This window comes from Winogradskyella sp. Asnod2-B02-A, from assembly GCF_045063645.1.
Classification (GTDB): Bacteria; Bacteroidota; Bacteroidia; order Flavobacteriales; family Flavobacteriaceae; genus Winogradskyella.
Genome location: NZ_JBEFOG010000027.1, coordinates 2,416,395 through 2,432,099, shown reverse-complemented (window position 1 = coordinate 2,432,099; position 15,705 = coordinate 2,416,395). Strand labels below are relative to the sequence as shown.

At 31.3% G+C, this 15,705-nt stretch carries 17 protein-coding genes; 9 read left to right on the top strand and 8 right to left on the bottom strand.

What is annotated here, in order from left to right; genetic code table 11:
* Nucleotides 1–76: 76 nt before the first annotated feature.
* A complete protein-coding gene (locus tag ACJJVO_RS18405) occupies nucleotides 77–802 on the bottom strand; it encodes an RDD family protein (protein WP_405576791.1) in 726 nt (241 codons plus the stop codon).
* Between the two features lie 35 nt (nucleotides 803–837).
* Here ACJJVO_RS18405 and ACJJVO_RS18400 point away from each other — a divergent pair, with 35 nt between their 5' ends.
* The 9 genes from ACJJVO_RS18400 (at nucleotide 838) to ACJJVO_RS18360 (ending at nucleotide 9,042) form a co-directional block, all read left to right on the top strand.
* The gene (locus tag ACJJVO_RS18400; RefSeq protein WP_405576789.1) at nucleotides 838–1,833 is read left to right on the top strand and encodes a stage II sporulation protein M; all 996 of its coding nucleotides are present in this window, start codon (nucleotides 838–840) and stop codon (nucleotides 1,831–1,833) included.
* Nucleotides 1,830–2,750 (top strand): hypothetical protein, encoded by a 921-nt coding sequence (locus ACJJVO_RS18395; protein ID WP_282031779.1) that lies wholly within the window; start codon nucleotides 1,830–1,832, stop codon nucleotides 2,748–2,750. The genes ACJJVO_RS18400 and ACJJVO_RS18395 overlap by 4 nt, the downstream gene beginning before the upstream one ends.
* The gene (locus ACJJVO_RS18390) at nucleotides 2,743–3,471 is read left to right on the top strand and encodes a DUF4129 domain-containing protein (RefSeq protein ID WP_405576787.1); all 729 of its coding nucleotides are present in this window, start codon (nucleotides 2,743–2,745) and stop codon (nucleotides 3,469–3,471) included. The genes ACJJVO_RS18395 and ACJJVO_RS18390 overlap by 8 nt, the downstream gene beginning before the upstream one ends.
* Entirely contained in the window at nucleotides 3,464–4,663 is a 1,200-nt protein-coding gene (locus tag ACJJVO_RS18385) for a DUF4350 domain-containing protein (RefSeq protein ID WP_405576785.1), read from the top strand. The genes ACJJVO_RS18390 and ACJJVO_RS18385 overlap by 8 nt, the downstream gene beginning before the upstream one ends.
* 6 nt (nucleotides 4,664–4,669) lie before the next feature.
* Nucleotides 4,670–5,761, top strand: a complete 1,092-nt coding sequence (locus ACJJVO_RS18380; protein ID WP_405576783.1) for an AAA family ATPase — start codon at nucleotides 4,670–4,672, stop codon at nucleotides 5,759–5,761.
* A complete protein-coding gene (locus ACJJVO_RS18375; protein WP_405576781.1) occupies nucleotides 5,761–7,092 on the top strand; it encodes a DUF58 domain-containing protein in 1,332 nt (443 codons plus the stop codon). Before ACJJVO_RS18380 ends, ACJJVO_RS18375 begins: the two co-directional genes overlap by 1 nt.
* Nucleotides 7,093–7,484: 392 nt before the next feature.
* The gene (locus ACJJVO_RS18370) at nucleotides 7,485–8,027 is read left to right on the top strand and encodes an RNA polymerase sigma factor (RefSeq protein WP_405576779.1); all 543 of its coding nucleotides are present in this window, start codon (nucleotides 7,485–7,487) and stop codon (nucleotides 8,025–8,027) included.
* A 71-nt stretch (nucleotides 8,028–8,098) separates the two neighbouring features.
* Nucleotides 8,099–8,605 carry a hypothetical protein gene (locus tag ACJJVO_RS18365; protein WP_405576777.1) on the top strand — a complete coding sequence of 169 codons (507 nt, stop codon included), beginning with the start codon at nucleotides 8,099–8,101 and terminating at the stop codon, nucleotides 8,603–8,605.
* A 5-nt stretch (nucleotides 8,606–8,610) separates the two neighbouring features.
* Complete coding sequence (locus ACJJVO_RS18360) at nucleotides 8,611–9,042, top strand: sensor of ECF-type sigma factor (RefSeq protein ID WP_405576775.1); 432 nt, start codon at nucleotides 8,611–8,613, stop codon at nucleotides 9,040–9,042.
* Nucleotides 9,043–9,095: 53 nt separating this feature from the next.
* On the opposite strand, the gene ACJJVO_RS18355 is transcribed toward ACJJVO_RS18360, so the two are convergent.
* From ACJJVO_RS18355 to ACJJVO_RS18325, 7 genes are all read right to left on the bottom strand, one after another.
* Nucleotides 9,096–10,178 carry a WD40/YVTN/BNR-like repeat-containing protein gene (locus ACJJVO_RS18355; protein WP_405576774.1) on the bottom strand — a complete coding sequence of 361 codons (1,083 nt, stop codon included), beginning with the start codon at nucleotides 10,176–10,178 and terminating at the stop codon, nucleotides 9,096–9,098.
* A gap of 101 nt (nucleotides 10,179–10,279) precedes the next feature.
* The gene (locus ACJJVO_RS18350) at nucleotides 10,280–10,948 is read right to left on the bottom strand and encodes an SCO family protein (protein WP_405576772.1); all 669 of its coding nucleotides are present in this window, start codon (nucleotides 10,946–10,948) and stop codon (nucleotides 10,280–10,282) included.
* On the bottom strand, nucleotides 10,945–11,571 hold the full coding sequence (locus ACJJVO_RS18345; protein WP_405576770.1) for a toxin-antitoxin system YwqK family antitoxin: 627 nt from the start codon (nucleotides 11,569–11,571) through the stop codon (nucleotides 10,945–10,947). The genes ACJJVO_RS18350 and ACJJVO_RS18345 overlap by 4 nt, the downstream gene beginning before the upstream one ends.
* A gap of 11 nt (nucleotides 11,572–11,582) precedes the next feature.
* The gene (locus ACJJVO_RS18340; RefSeq protein ID WP_405576768.1) at nucleotides 11,583–12,380 is read right to left on the bottom strand and encodes a YHYH protein; all 798 of its coding nucleotides are present in this window, start codon (nucleotides 12,378–12,380) and stop codon (nucleotides 11,583–11,585) included.
* A gap of 167 nt (nucleotides 12,381–12,547) precedes the next feature.
* Nucleotides 12,548–13,891, bottom strand: coding sequence for a YHYH protein (locus tag ACJJVO_RS18335; RefSeq protein ID WP_405576766.1), 1,344 nt, complete (start codon nucleotides 13,889–13,891; stop codon nucleotides 12,548–12,550).
* 22 nt (nucleotides 13,892–13,913) lie between these two features.
* Nucleotides 13,914–14,939, bottom strand: coding sequence for a cytochrome-c peroxidase (locus ACJJVO_RS18330; RefSeq protein WP_405576764.1), 1,026 nt, complete (start codon nucleotides 14,937–14,939; stop codon nucleotides 13,914–13,916).
* A complete protein-coding gene (locus ACJJVO_RS18325; protein ID WP_405576762.1) occupies nucleotides 14,932–15,669 on the bottom strand; it encodes an MbnP family protein in 738 nt (245 codons plus the stop codon). The genes ACJJVO_RS18330 and ACJJVO_RS18325 overlap by 8 nt, the downstream gene beginning before the upstream one ends.
* Between the last annotated feature and the right edge of the window lie 36 nt (nucleotides 15,670–15,705).

Here is a 15,705-nt window from a genome sequence, read left to right as displayed (position 1 = left end):
AAGTTTCATTTGTAATAATCTTAGCTCAGTAAAAGCATTTTGCACAAGTTTGCTTTTAACAAACTAGGTTATCTACTTACATGTTCTGAGTGTAATAATTATAATCTTTCAGAATGGTATCAATAAACTGAACATCGTAAAGCTTTGATTCAATTTGAAGTGTATCGCAGATCTTATTCTTCAAAATGGTTAAAGTTTTAAAGTCATTATTTCTTTTAGAAATTGTAAATGCATCTTTTATAATCCTAACATCTTTATCTGTTAGTTGAGTTACATTACTAAAAACAGGCTCGTAATCATCGCTAATATCTTCAAGAATTGTACTAGTAATTTTGTGTTTCTTCTTTACACTAATAACCACAGTGCCTGCAGCTGCATCACCAATACGTTGCTTTTTATCTGATAATAAAATGCTTAAGATACCTATGGATGGTGAAAAAATCCATAAATCTACAATTCTAAGCATCCAACGTACAAAGAAATTATACCACTCTGTTGGTGTACCATCTACACTAACCACTTTAATTTTCATAATCATTTTTCCAACGGTTTGTCCACCAAAAAGAATGTGACAAATTACCGAATAAAAAAGTGCTGGTAAAGTAAATAAACCTAAGAAACCACGCCTTGTCCAGCCATCTGCATCAAAAATCTCTGATACTGAAACAAGACTTTCAACAATGGTCATATAAGTAATTATAATGATGCCATCTATTAAGAATGCCACCATACGTTCACCCAAACCAATTAACTTGTAATCTAAGTTGACATTTTGTGCCGTGTTAATTGCTAATTTGCTCATTGAAATGTATATTCGTTTCTAATTTAAAATGATTTATGCGCGAAGCGTCTTTCGTGAAGCAAAATAAGGAAAAATGGATTGGTTTTGAAAACGCATTAGATAATAATGTAAAAATAAATCCAGATGACCTAGCTTCTTACTATATACAGCTTACTAACGATTTGTCTTATGCTCAGACTTATTATCCTGAGAGTAAGACTTTGTTGTACCTAAATTCATTGGCTTCGCAAGCGCATCAAAAAATTTATATTACCAAAAAAGAATCTAAAAACAAGATTATTTCGTTTTGGAGAGACGAGTTTCCTCTTTTCTTTTATCAATATCAAAAAACACTACTTTACACCTTTCTAATTTTTATGTCAGCAGTATTGATTGGTGTGGTTTCTACTTTAAATGACGATTCGTTTATAAGGCTAATACTAGGTGATGGCTATGTAAACATGACCTTAGAAAATATAGAAAAAGGAGAACCCATGGCTGTTTATAAAAGCGGAAGTAATATTGGATCGTTTTTAGGAATTACCATCAACAACATTAGAGTGGCTATTATTGCTTTTGCTTGCGGAGCCATTTTTAGTGTTGGTACTATATACGTCCTTTTTAGTAATGGCATTATGTTAGGTGCTTTTATAACATTCTTTTACAATCACGGAATTTTAGAAAAAACCTCAACAGTTTGGTTACATGGTACTATTGAAATTTCAGTAATTGTAATTGCTGGCTGTGCAGGTTTAGTTATGGGAAATAGTTTTTTGTTTCCTAAAACCTATTCTAGACGTATTGCTTTTATGAAAGGAGCTAAGGACGGATTAAAAATTGTAGTTAGTACTATTCCATTTTTTATAATTGCTGGCTTTATTGAAGGTTTTATAACGCGTTATGGAGAGCAAATGCCTTGGTTTATTGCTTATGGTATTATCTTTTTATCCTTGTTTTTAATTGTATATTACTATATTATTTATCCGATTGCACTGAATAAAGCTAGTAAAACGAAGCTTGTACAAGTTTCATCTAAATCCCAAATTACGTGAACGAAAAGTATATTGAATTAAGAACAAGAAGTACGTTTGGAGATATTATTAATACTTACTTTTTATTTCTAAAACATAATTTTAAAGCCTACACCAATTTATATCTAAGGTATAATGCTATTAGTATTATACTTACATTGATTTCCTCATACCTTTTAGTCACTGGCTTTATGGGTTTAGCAAGTAGAGATTTTAGATTTGGGATGGGTTCTAACGTGGCAACTGAAAGCTATTTTATTGCAGGTGCGATAATTCTTTTCTTAATTATTTTTATCACTTCGTTAATTAACTTTAGTTTCTCAAGTGCTTACATCGCAGATTATGTTAAAAATGAAGGAGAAGTGGAATCTAAACGCATCTGGAAAAGTATTACAAGTAACCTAGGGAGTATTATAGTTTTTATCTTAATTGGTGGTCTTATTGTGGTTGCTTATTTTATTATTTCTATGGTTTTAGCGTTTATTCCTTTTCTAGGCATGCTAGCACAATATGGTTTAAACTTTACATTAACTGCCGTTTTTGGGTTAACGTTTATGTCTATATTTTCAACTAATAAAAGCGTTGGAGAAGCACTTTCTGAAGGCGTTAGTTTTACTATGTCTAATTTTTGGCGTATTGTATTATTTGGTTTGGTTATAGGTATTCTTAATTTTATGATTACCATGCTCGTTATTTCTATACCAAGCGTTATTATTGGTATTTATGTTTACTTTTCTGTTGAAAGCAATGTAGACTTATCTACAAGCACTTTTGCTACCTTAGTATTTACCTTCGGTTTTGCTGCATTTTTATTATCATTTATATACACACAAGCCTTGTCTCAAATTTCATATGGTATTTTGTATTACAATCTAAATGAAGTAAAATACAACTTGTTTCTTCAACAAAAAATCGATCAAATTGGTGTTAATGAGTAAGTCTCAACTTAAACATATCAACACATTTTTAATGACAACATTAGGTTCAGCCTTGTTGTGGTCTCAAGATGTTGTTGTTAAAAGAGATTCCTCTGATTTAGATGTCACTTACTTTAAAGAGAACTTTAAAGATAAGTATTCCGATAGCGATTTTAATTATTCTATAAACGACACAGGAGGGATTAACCTCATGCAACGTGTACTTAGAAAATTTTTTAATTGGCTAGGAGATGTTTTCGGCTTTGATATTGATTTTATTGATTATGAAACACTAGAATATATTGTTTACGGATTATTAGGTGTTATTGTATTATACCTTTTAATAAAGTTCTTATTAGAAAACCCTGTAAGCACTGTATTTAAAACCGAAAATAAAGACATTGAAGGTTTTAGTTATGTTGAAGAAAATATTGAACAAATTGATTTTGAAAATTTAATTTCAAAAGCCTTAAAAGAAAAAAACTACAGATTAGCCACACGTTACCTTTATCTTAAATCATTAAAATCACTTGCCAATAAAGAGATTATTGAATGGCATTACGAAAAAACAAATACAGACTATTTAAATGAAATAAAGGATAGCCAACTCAAAACCTTATTTAAACGTGTGTCTTATATATACGATTATGTTTGGTATGGCGAATTCCCTATAGATGAAGAAAGCTTTAATAAAAACAAAGCCGATTTTAATGAACTTATAAAAACAACTCAACATGGATAAGCGTTCTAAAATTGCGCTATACATCATTGGTGCAGTGATTGTTTTTATGATGATTGCAGAAATCACTAAACCAAAAGCACTAAACTGGCGAAATTCTTATTCTGCAGCAGATAAGATTCCATTGGGTTGCTTTGTGCTTTTTAATGAACTTGATACGTTTTCTGAAGGCGACGTTTTAGTCTCTGAAAAATCAATTTACGAATATCTTAAAGCCGAAGAATTCTCTGAGCCAAAGTCCCTTATATTTGTTAATGACCGTATTAATTTAGGAAAAGAAGAATCTGAAACTTTAATGAAATTTGTAGAAGATGGTAATACTGTTTTTATAAGTAGCACTTATTTTTATGGTAATGTTTTAGATACTTTAAATGTTAGCGTGCAACGACAATACACTAATATTTATAGAAAAGAGGCAGACAATAAATTTACAAGTCCAAGTTTACAAGCTAATAACAGAATTTACAAAGATGTTATTGAAAACAGTTTCTTTGAATCTATAGACACTTTAAGAACAACCGTTTTAGGAACCTTAACCACAAAAAACGAGGACGAGATTGAAGAAACGCATCCCAATTTAATTAAAGTAGAAGTTGGTGATAACAACGGTCAATTTATTCTGCACACCAATCCGTTTGCTTTTACCAATTACCATCTTTTAGATGAAAAAGAAGATTATGCTGCAACCGTTTTATCTTATATGCCCAAGCAACAAATTATTTGGGACAACAATTACAAAAGTGGTCGTAAAGTCATTACAAGTCCATTGCGTTATATTTTAGAAAATACTGCTTTAAAATGGGCATTTTACATTAGTATGTTTGGTTTAATTCTATTTGTGATTTTTAGAGGAAAACGTACACAACGTATTATTCCCGTGATTAAAAAATTAGATAATGCCACTGTAGATTTCACCAAGACTATTGGCGAATTATATTACCAATATGGTGATTACACTAATATTATAAATAAGAAAATTGAATACTTTTTAGAGTTTGTTAGAACGCATTATTATTTAGAAACCAATCAATTTAATTCAGGTTTTATTGATAAGCTTGCCGCCAAATCTAGCAATACTAAAGAAGACACAAAGACTTTAGTAGATTATATTGTCTTTTTAAAATCGAAAACAAATCATACTGAGCAAGAGCTCATAGAATTGAATAAAAAAATAGAACATTTTAAACGAACATAAGTTATTATGGAAGATCAAAATATACCATCATCAGAGCATTTAGATGACAAAAATATTAACGAAGAAAATAATGTAACCGAAACAAATCCTTTAAACGACATAAAAGAAGAAGCTTCCGAACCAACTACCGAAGGTTTCCAAAGTAGAATTGATTTACAGCCTTTGCAAAATAGCGTTGAAGATATTAAGCGAGAAATTGCTAAGTTCATCGTTGGCCAAAATGAAATGATTGAGCTTCTTATTATTTCTATATTAACTAATGGACATTCGCTTATAGAAGGTGTTCCTGGTGTTGCAAAAACAGTGACTGCAAAAATGCTAGCTAAAACTATGGCAGTCGATTTTAGCAGAATCCAATTCACACCAGATTTAATGCCTAGTGATATTTTAGGGACTTCGATTTTTAATGTAAAAAACAGTGAATTCGAATATAAAAAAGGACCAATCTTCTCTAATATTGTGCTTATTGATGAGATTAACAGAGCACCTGCAAAAACGCAAGCTGCTTTATTTGAAGTTATGGCAGAACGCCAAATTACCATGGATGGCACACGTTACGAAATGGAATTACCGTTTTTAGTATTCGCTACACAAAACCCTATTGAACAAGAAGGCACCTATCGTTTGCCTGAAGCACAATTAGACCGTTTTCTTTTCAAAATAAATGTAGATTACCCTTCTTTAGAAGATGAAGTTCAGATTTTAGTAGACAATCATTCTCGTCAAGATAAAATGGATTTCAACGACATTAAAGCTGTATTGTCTGCAGAAGAGATTAAGAAATACCAAGACCTCATTAAACAAATTGTTGTTGAAGATAACCTCTTAAATTACATTGCTTCTATTGTTCATAATACCAGAACAAACGCTAATTTATACTTAGGTGCTTCACCAAGAGCTTCAATTGCCATTTTAAATGCTGCCAAAGCCAATGCAGCTATAAACGGTAGAGATTTTGTAACGCCAGATGATATAAAACGTTGTACAAAAGCCATTTTACAACACAGATTAGTGTTAACACCAGAACGTGAAATGGAAGCCTTTACAGTAGATAAAGTTGTAGATCAAATCCTAGAAACTATTGAGATTCCTAGATAGTGAAGCGTTTCTTTAAACATACCTATTTAACCTTTCGGTTTTTTGTTGTTGCCATGATTTTGGTAGCACTGTTCATCCTTGCCTATATTTATCCTGGTTTGTTAAGCATTGTTACTATTCTATTTTTCATTGCCATTGGTTTAGTTATTATTGATTTCATTCTGTTATTTAAACAAAAAGGGATTAGTGCTTCGCGAATTTTACCTGAAAAATTGAGTAATGGTGATGACAATCCTATTGAAATTACTCTTCAAAATGACTATAATTTTACTGCCGATTTACAATTAATTGACGAAATGCCATTTCAATATCAAAAGCGTGATTTTGAAATTAATACCCAACTTAGCAAACACAATAAGAAGAAAATTACATACACTTTAAGACCTTTAGAACGTGGTGAATATTTCTTTGGCAGCTTAAATATTTACGTCAACTCACCAATAGCATTAGTTACGAGACGTTTTCAGTTTGCTAAAGATGCGATGGTGCCTAATTACCCTTCGTTTTTACAATTACGAAAATATATGCTCTTGGCATTTTCTAACAAACTGTTTGAATATGGTTTAAAGAAAATACGACGCATTGGACATACCATGGAATTTGAGCAGATTAAAGACTACGTAAATGGTGATGACATAAGAAACATTAACTGGAAAGCGACAGCCAAGCGAAGCCAATTGATGGTTAATCAGTTTCAAGATGAACGTTCGCAACCAATTTATTCTGTTATTGATAAAGGTAGAGCCATGAAAATGCCTTTTGATGGTTTAAGTCTTTTAGATTATGCTATTAATGCGACTTTGGTCATTAGTAATGTTGCCTTAAAAAAGCAAGATAAAGCCGGCATGTTTACGTTTTCTCGTAAAGTTGAAAACAAAGTGGTTGCCGAAAGACGACCGTCGCAGATGAATAAAATTCTGGAAACTTTATATAATGTAAATACTGATTTTTCTGAATCTGATTTTTCAAGATTATATATAGATGTAAAACGAAGCCTTACACAACGTGGTCTGCTTCTGCTCTACACCAATTTTGAAACTTTAGATGCATTACATCGCCAATTGCCCTATTTAAAAGCCATTGCAAAGAATCATTTATTAGTGGTTATCTTTTTTGAAAACACAGAATTACAGAAACTCACTAATGTTGAAGCGCATAACACTTTCGATATTTTTCAGAAAACGGTTGCAGAAAAGTTTATGTACGAAAAGAAATTGATCGTAAACGAACTTCAAAAACACGGTATTCAATCTATTTTAACAACGCCAGAAAACTTAACGATTAATACTATTAATAAGTATTTAGAAATTAAAGCACGTGGACTTCTTTAAAAAAGGGTTTTAATTGATTTTAATCAATTCTATTTCTTAAAAAAAAACCATCCAAATAACATATAAAAACATCATTATGAATGATTTAAAACACAAAAAAAGGATATATAATTAAATACATCCTTCTTTTTTGTTATCAGATTTGGGGAACTGATAACGGTAAATAGGTTAAGCTGAGACAAACATATAATAAATAAACATACCACACAAGAAAAATATGTTTTTTATCGTCTTTTTTTGCGTTTTATCGTAAAAAGACATTTTAAGTCACTGATAATCAACAAAAGCATTTAAGTGTAAAATTTAATAAAAAAGGTCTATTAAACTTTTAGTAATTTAAGGAGTCTAAATAGTACTAAATCAACACTAATATTGATACAAATAGTAATCATTTGATTAACGAATCGGAATTTATTACACGTTTACAAGATCCTAAATCTAAAGAAGCCGCTTTTAGAGAATTATTACAACTCTATAAAGAACGTCTGTATTGGCATATTCGTAAAATTGTATTGAATCATAACGATGCTGATGATGTACTTCAGAATACATTTATTAAAGTCCATCGTAGTATTGATAAGTTTAAAGGTGAAAGCAAATTATTCTCGTGGTTATATAGAATAGCAACCAATGAATCTATTACACTTCTCAACAAAAATGCAAAACGATTGCAGATTACAAACGAAGAGTATCAAGATAGAGCCATTAATAATTTAACTGCAGATGTTTATTTTGAAGGGGACGACATTGAATTAAAATTACAAAAAGCCATAGCAACCTTACCAAAAAAGCAACAGTTGGTATTTAATATGCGTTATTTTGAAGATATAAAATATAAAGATATGGCTGTAATATTAGATCTAACCGAAGGCGCACTTAAATCATCATATCATATTGCAGCAAAAAAAATAGAAGCCTATTTAACTTCAGATTAAACCATTTTACAAATTTGAAGTCTTATAAGAGAATACAAGCTAAAAAGATTCCACTTTCAAGGGAACTAAAGATGAAAAAAGAAAATATACATAACATTAAAAGTTCTGGTTTTAAAACACCTGATAATTATTTTGAATCTATTGACGATCAAATTCTTGAACGTCTAAATGACATAGAAATGATCAGTGCGCCAGAAACTTCTAGTTTTGTGGTTCCAAAAAATTATTTTGATTCGGTTGAGACAACTATTTTACAAAAAATAGAGTCTAAACCTGAAACACCAGTGATTGCTTTAAAATCTAGACGCACATTTTATTATGTTGCTGGTATAGCTGCAAGTTTTGTATTGCTTGTAAGTTTGTTTTTTAATACTGATGATAAAATTAACATCAATACTATTGATACAGCGAGTATTGAAAATTATTTATTTCAAGAAGATTATTCAAACGACGATTTAGCCACTTTATTTATAACTGATAATATCTCAGAAGCAGACTTTATTGATATCACTATTTCAGATGATACTTTAAATGAATATTTAGAAAATGCAGATACTGAAGACTTTATTTTAGATTAAAGATTATGAAAACAATATCCTTATTTATCCTAACCCTATTTATTTCGGCAAGTGTATTTGCACAACGTCCAGATAGAGAAAAAATTAAAGCATTAAAAATTGCCCATATAACAGAACAATTAGATTTAACTGAAACTGAAGCTCAAAAATTTTGGCCAATTTACAATGCCAATGAAGATGCAAAAAGTAAGCTAAGAGAATCTTCCATGAACAGACGTAAAGAACAACCTATTGAAGAACTTACGGAAAGTGAAGCAAAGTCTTTATTGCTAGATATGGAAAAAGCTGAAAAGCAAAAAGTAGCATTAGAATCTAAATTATTAAATCAATTATTTGAAATTCTTCCTGCTAAAAAAATAATAAAGCTCTATCAGGCTGAACGTTCTTTTAAACAAAAAATGTTTGAAGAATATAAAAAGCGACATTCTAGAGAATAGACAGACAAAAAATAATGAACAAAAAGGAAGCTAAACATAGCTTCCTTTTTTTATTATCTAAAAGTCAATTTACTTACCCTACCCTTTCCTGCTGCATAAGCCACCGAATCATTTAAAAATCGGATCGTATAAAAGCCTTCATCGCTTAAATGTCTCCAAGAGTCTCCACCATCATTGCTGTAATCGATTCCTTTAAAACCTGTAGCAACTAATTCTTTAGCATTTGAATTGGGAATAAACTGTACACAACTTCTATAACCTGGACCTTTTCCGTTAGCCACTACTTGCCATGTTTCACCTCCATCGCTAGTTCTTATTTTGTTGTTTAGTGTATCATTGGGCTTGGTGTAATCTCCACCTATGGCGAATCCATTTTGTTCATCGTAAAAATCTAGAGAATATATGCCTGTGGTTTCTTTTCCTTGAGTAATTGGAGTTTCAAATACTTTCCAAGTTTTTCCTTTGTCTGATGAATATAGTATTCTACTTGCTTTTCCGCCTGTAGCAACCCATGTATGATCTCCAATTATTGCTATATTAGTATCACTTGCGGCAAAAGCAGCTTCTCCTTCTTTTGCTTTTGGTAAATCCTCGCATGATAATTTTGTCCACGTTTCTCCTCCATCTCTAGTGATGATTATACTCATACAATTGTCTGTTGGATCTCCAATAGCAATACCCTCTTGGTCATTCCAAAAATCCATAGAATCGTAGAAAACCTTTTCATTCACCTCCTCATACACTAATTTTGGTTTATCAGACTTCCTATAAATCTTATAAAGTCTTGCAGGATTAGCAATTGATATGATAAATAAATTACCTTCTACTTCTTTAATTGCCCTAAAATGAAGTGGCTTTTCTTCGTAGTTAAGTATGTGTTTAAAGTGATTTTTATTGCTATTAACATTTAACTCGCTGAGATTAATTTTAAACTCCTTATTTAATCCTCGCTTTCCAATATGATCGGAACTCCCATAATACAAATATTCATCATTAAAGTCTATAGCTCTAACACTTAATGTAGAATCGACAAAAATAGGTTCAATATTAACTTTAGTTACGTTTATTGATCTTTTATATTCTTCTTTACAAGAATTAAACATTATAAAACAAAGTACAACAACAAATAATCTCATATATAATATTTTCCCTAAAAATAGAAAAGCTTTACGATATAACCGCAAAGCTTTTCAAATCATCAATAATCAATCAATCAAATAAAAACTAGATCATCACTCTAGCTTTCTTTTTTTAATGCTTTAATATCTACAATTAATTGTGCTATTGAAGCTCTGTTTAATCCGTTATAGATGCCTCTTATGTGTTTGTTTTTATCAATTAGTAGAAAGTTTTCGGTATGTAAAAAGTCATCAATACTTTTTACTTCCCCTAAATCACTCTCTACAAAATAATGGTCTCTACCAAGATTATAAATTTCACTTCTTTCTCCTGTTACTAAATGCCATTTATTATCTATGACATCATTTTTAGTTGCATAAGCCTTTAAAACAGCAACCGAATCTGTGCTTGGCATTACCGAATGTGATAACAATAAGACATCCTTGTCGTTTTTAAATTCTTCTTGAACTTTAGACATATTACCAGTCATTTTAGGACAAATGCCTGGACAGGTTGTAAAAAAGAAATCCGTTACATATATTTTATTTTCAAACGTATTTTGAGTAACTGCTTCTCCGAGTTGATTTGTTAATGAAAAATCTGGTATTTTATGAAACGCTTTTTCTTCTTCTGTATGTGGTGTTAACCAATGTGGAGTAAATGAGTCATCGTTGTAATACGGCAAATAATCTACTCGGCTGTTTTCTACAACTTTAATAGTTTCTTTTTTCACGTCCTCCTTACAGCTTGTAAAAACAACTAATATTATAATACAGAGGTATCTCATAAAATTATTTTTTTTCTAATCACGACTTCATCTTCTAATCTCACACATGAATTTGCTCTTCTCATACCAAAAATACGTCCATTCTTTGCTTCATAATTAACATATAATTTACCATTAGCTAACCAAGCTTTTTGAAAACCATGTTCTTTTCCATCAACAAAATGTCTTAATTTAAATAATTGCCCATCGGAATACCACTTTCTTTCTACACCTTGCTTAACTCCGTTTTCGTAATTAGTTTCACCAGATAAAATGCCATTTTCCCACCATGTTTTATAAACACCTACTAACCGATTATTTTTATAATAAGACTCTAATTGAAGGGTTTCATTTTTTGTCCAACGCCTAGCAATACCTTCTCTTTTACCATTTATAAATCCCCATTTTTCTTCTAAAACACCATTTGGGTGATACTTTAAAGAATAACCATTGTAAGGTTTATCTTTGTAATACCATTTACCTTTATTTCCATTAAGAACCAATTCACTTTTTAATACTTCTACATTATCTATAAGGATAGGTTGCTCTTCAACTGTAACAGCAATTTCACTTTTATTAGATGAAATTTCCTTACAACTAGTTATTGAAAGTACAATAAGTATTAAAAAATAAATTGGTCTCATAGTTTTATCTTTTAGTAGCCTTGAAACGGTCCGGCAAAAAGAATATACGCTGGATCATAGGCATAATTACCTGCAGGATATTCTTCATTAATAATATGATAATGATACTCTTCTACTCCATTTGTATATTGTGTTGTAGATGTGTGACCTCCTGAAGCATCTAAATCTGTAGGGTTCGTTCCTGTTGAATTACACTGTCTTCCATAGATAAATACACCATCGAGTAATATGCCTACTAAATTGTCATCATCGCTAGTAATTGGTGTAGGTTCTAAGTGATAGTGATACACACCAGGACCTTTATGAGCGCCTGCCCAATCTAAGCTTCCTGCTGCTTGATCTAAATCTCCCGCACCTTCTTGGTCATTAAATATAGATGCTCCACTAACTGCTATACCAATAGTGTTTAATTCTGTGCTAACAGTACTGCCTGTTAAGTTTGGTGTGGCATCAACTGTGAAACTTGCTGCTTCACCTTGTCCTCCACCAATATATGTATCTTGAGTTGTTTTAGTAACACCTGCCTCATCCATATAAAGCGCATTATCTGTTTCCCAATAAATTGAGCTATGGTCGGGAAATCCTGTGGTTTCAATATAAACTTCAGTTCCATCATCAGATAAAATAACGGTAACCGCATCTGAATTAAACGCAGAAAAAGCAGCATGTAATTCTGTTACTGCTATATCGTCATCATCATTAACACCACTATCATTGCTATCATCGCTTAACGAATCATCACTACTACAAGCAAATAGTGCAAAAGCAAAAATTGTAATGTAGGTAAAAGGTTTAAAATCGATTCTCATAGAGTTAGTGTTTTAAGGTTATTTAATATTTAGATGAGTTAACAGAAATAAACTTGCGCAGGCTTTTCTTTTTAATATTTATTTAACAAAAAAGCCTCATGGAATATCCACAAAGCTTTCATTATTAAATCACTAAAAATTCTAGATTAAAAAATATTTAAGTCCAACTATTTATTAATTATAATTTTATAACTCTTAGCAGAATCGTTACCAGATACTTTTAAAAAGTAAATACCATTATATAGCGTATGCGTTTCCATAATGCTTAATGTACTTCCTTGTAATATTTCACTTTGCATAACCACCTGTCCTAATTCATTCACCAATTTTAATTTTAAATTTTGGCTTAACAAATTAGACTGAATTGCTATAAAGTCTTGGGCAGGATTAGGATAAACCTTTAAACTAAAGTTATTTTCATCAACATCACTGACGCTTAAAGTAGCATCATAATTTGTGGTTGCTTCATTTATTGAACTAACATTAGAACCCGTTACAGTTCCATAATAAGTAGGACCTACAACGTAAGGATAAGCAGAATTATGATTTGAATCCACAGTGGCATAATAAGCATAAGTGCCTGATGGATATTCTGGAGTAATTGCAAAGCGACCATTGTGTTCGTCTAAATAGTATGCTTCTGTATGAGCAACATATTGATAATCTTCTCTAAAATAACCTTCGAAATAGGTTGTACTAACATCAGGACCATTTGCTCTTGTTGTTGCTCCTGTTAGTTCATAACTAGATTGCATTCTTACAATACCTCCTGTACCATTAGTATTGGCATAAGCATAAGCTCCATAAATAGGAAAACCATCATAAGCAAAACCGATTAAAGGTGAATGTTCACTTGTATTGATAACATATAAACCATCTGCAGGATACGTATCACAAACATCAGATACGACCAACAAATCTAAATTAAAAGCACTTGGGTTTTGGTGATGATGATAATTACCATTTGCAGGATGCGCTTTTGCACAATCAAAACCATCCATCTCTGCTGGTATTGCGTCTCTATTCCAATCTTGGGTTGCATTTGGACCTCCAGGGCAAGTTGGATTTCCTGGTCCTCCACAAAGTGCATTTGTATTGTTATTCCAAGCAACACCATCTCTCCAATCGAATAATGAGACTCCATTAATAAAAATACCAATATTTCCACCTGAGGTACTTGTTGATGTTCCTGTGTTTTGTACTGGATTTAATGAAATTTTATAGATCGCATTTTGATCCGTTGCTAATGATGGGTTTCCATCTTGAAATGGCCCAGTAATATACGAAGGAACACCTGTTGCTGTTACATAAACCCAATCCGCTGAATAATCTACCGATTGTACATTAGCCAAAATTGAATCATCAATTGGTGTTGAATTTCCAGCAACATAATGACGACCCGTAGTCCCATCATTATTTTGAATCCATTGTGTAATACTCGGATTTGTTTGTGCTAACGATGCGCTTACAAAAGCAAAAAAAGTAATAAAATTTAGTATATGTTTTTTCATAATTAAAAGGTTCAAATTCTTGTTATTGATTATAAGGAAAAGCAAAGCGTTTATTAAATAAAAACTCTTGATCTGTAAGTGTTCTTAAAAATACGAGTAGATCTACTTTTTCTTTATGTGTTAATTCTATATTGCTTTTTAGTGTTTCAGATAAGGTATTACTATCTTGAATGTCTGATGTATAATGGTTAATAACTTCCTGCAAAGTTTCAAAACGACCATCGTGCATATAAGGTTTTGTAAACTGAATATTTCGCAATGTTGGCACTTTAAACTTTAAAGAATCTTGAGGGTTTTGAGTAATTATCATACGTCCAAAATCATTTAAAGTTGTATCTACCTCTAGTCCATTATTTATAAATTTATTATTTGTAAAAAGTGGTTCTGTATGGCAAGACGCACAATGCGTTCTAAATACATTTAACCCGCTTTTTTCTTGTTCGGTAAATTCTACTTCTTCTCTTATGTATTTGTCGTATTTTGAATTGTAAGTTGTAAGCATCACTACAAATTGTGTTAATGCTAATAATGTTCTCTGACCTGTAACCACGCTATCCTTATGAACGTTATAAAAAAGAGTTTTATATTTTTCTGAATTATTGAGTTTTTCAACCACATGTTCTAGTGATTCATCCATTTCATTTTCACTAGAAATAGGTGCCAAAGCTTGTATCTCTATATGATTTACTCCTCCATCCCACATAAATGAGGTATTCCAAGCTAAATTCATAATCGTCATAGAGTTTCGTGTACCAATTCTCCCTTCTATTCCATGACTTAAATCGTGATCTACATGTGTAAAACCTGTGGCTTGCAAATGGCACGACGCACAAGAAATAGTATTATCTCTAGACAAAATGGGATCATAAAACAGTTGTCTTCCTAATTGAAACTGATCTTCCGACATGGTCAATTTTGAAAAATCATACTGTGGTTTAGGCCAATATTCAGGATAACTAAATAATAAATCTTTATGTTTTACAGCTATAAATCCACAACACAAAAATAGACCTAGACCTCCTAAAATATATTTAGCGAATTTATTCATGTGTTGAAAACAGTTTAGGAAGCTTATCCGCTGTATTACTAGCTTCTTGACCAGGAATCATAATCTGGTTTTCTGAATTTAATTGTATTGAATCGAAAAATTGAGCTACATCCAAATTAATTTTTAGTATCCCATTTTTCACAGTATCTAACTTAAAAATCAAGGGTCTTATAGTTTCATAAGGTGTTTGAAAACCGCCTATATGAAATTGAAATTTATTTTTTCGTGTCTTACAACTAGGACTTATCCCTTCAACTTTAAAATTTATGTATCCACTTTGCCAAGACCAAAACATGCCTTTAGAAGGATCTAAATCTCCTGAATTGGCTCCAGACGTATTCAAATTTTCGTTAACACCAATACTTATCAATAGTTTATCTTCTTCATTAAAATTAACATCAGTAAGCTTTATTACGGTTGTGTCACCGTCGAACGCATCAATAAGAAAATTGCTATTAGCTATAGAATCCTTTATTTTGTTTTCAGTTTGAATTACAAAATCGGTTAGATAGAATTTTAGCTTAGATAGCTGAATTGAATCCTTAGTCTTTGTAACATACCACTGCTCTTTTTTAAGTGCTTCTCCGTTAAAAGTAGTCTCAATGCTAATTTTTAAATCTGTAATACGTTCTTGTGAAAAACTTGAAAGCATTGCACATAAAAATAAAAACAACAATACATATTGTCTCTTAAATTTACGCTGCTTATTATTCATATTAACTATTATCATTATTAGCTTAATTCGTCTTTAGACTCAATAGGTCTT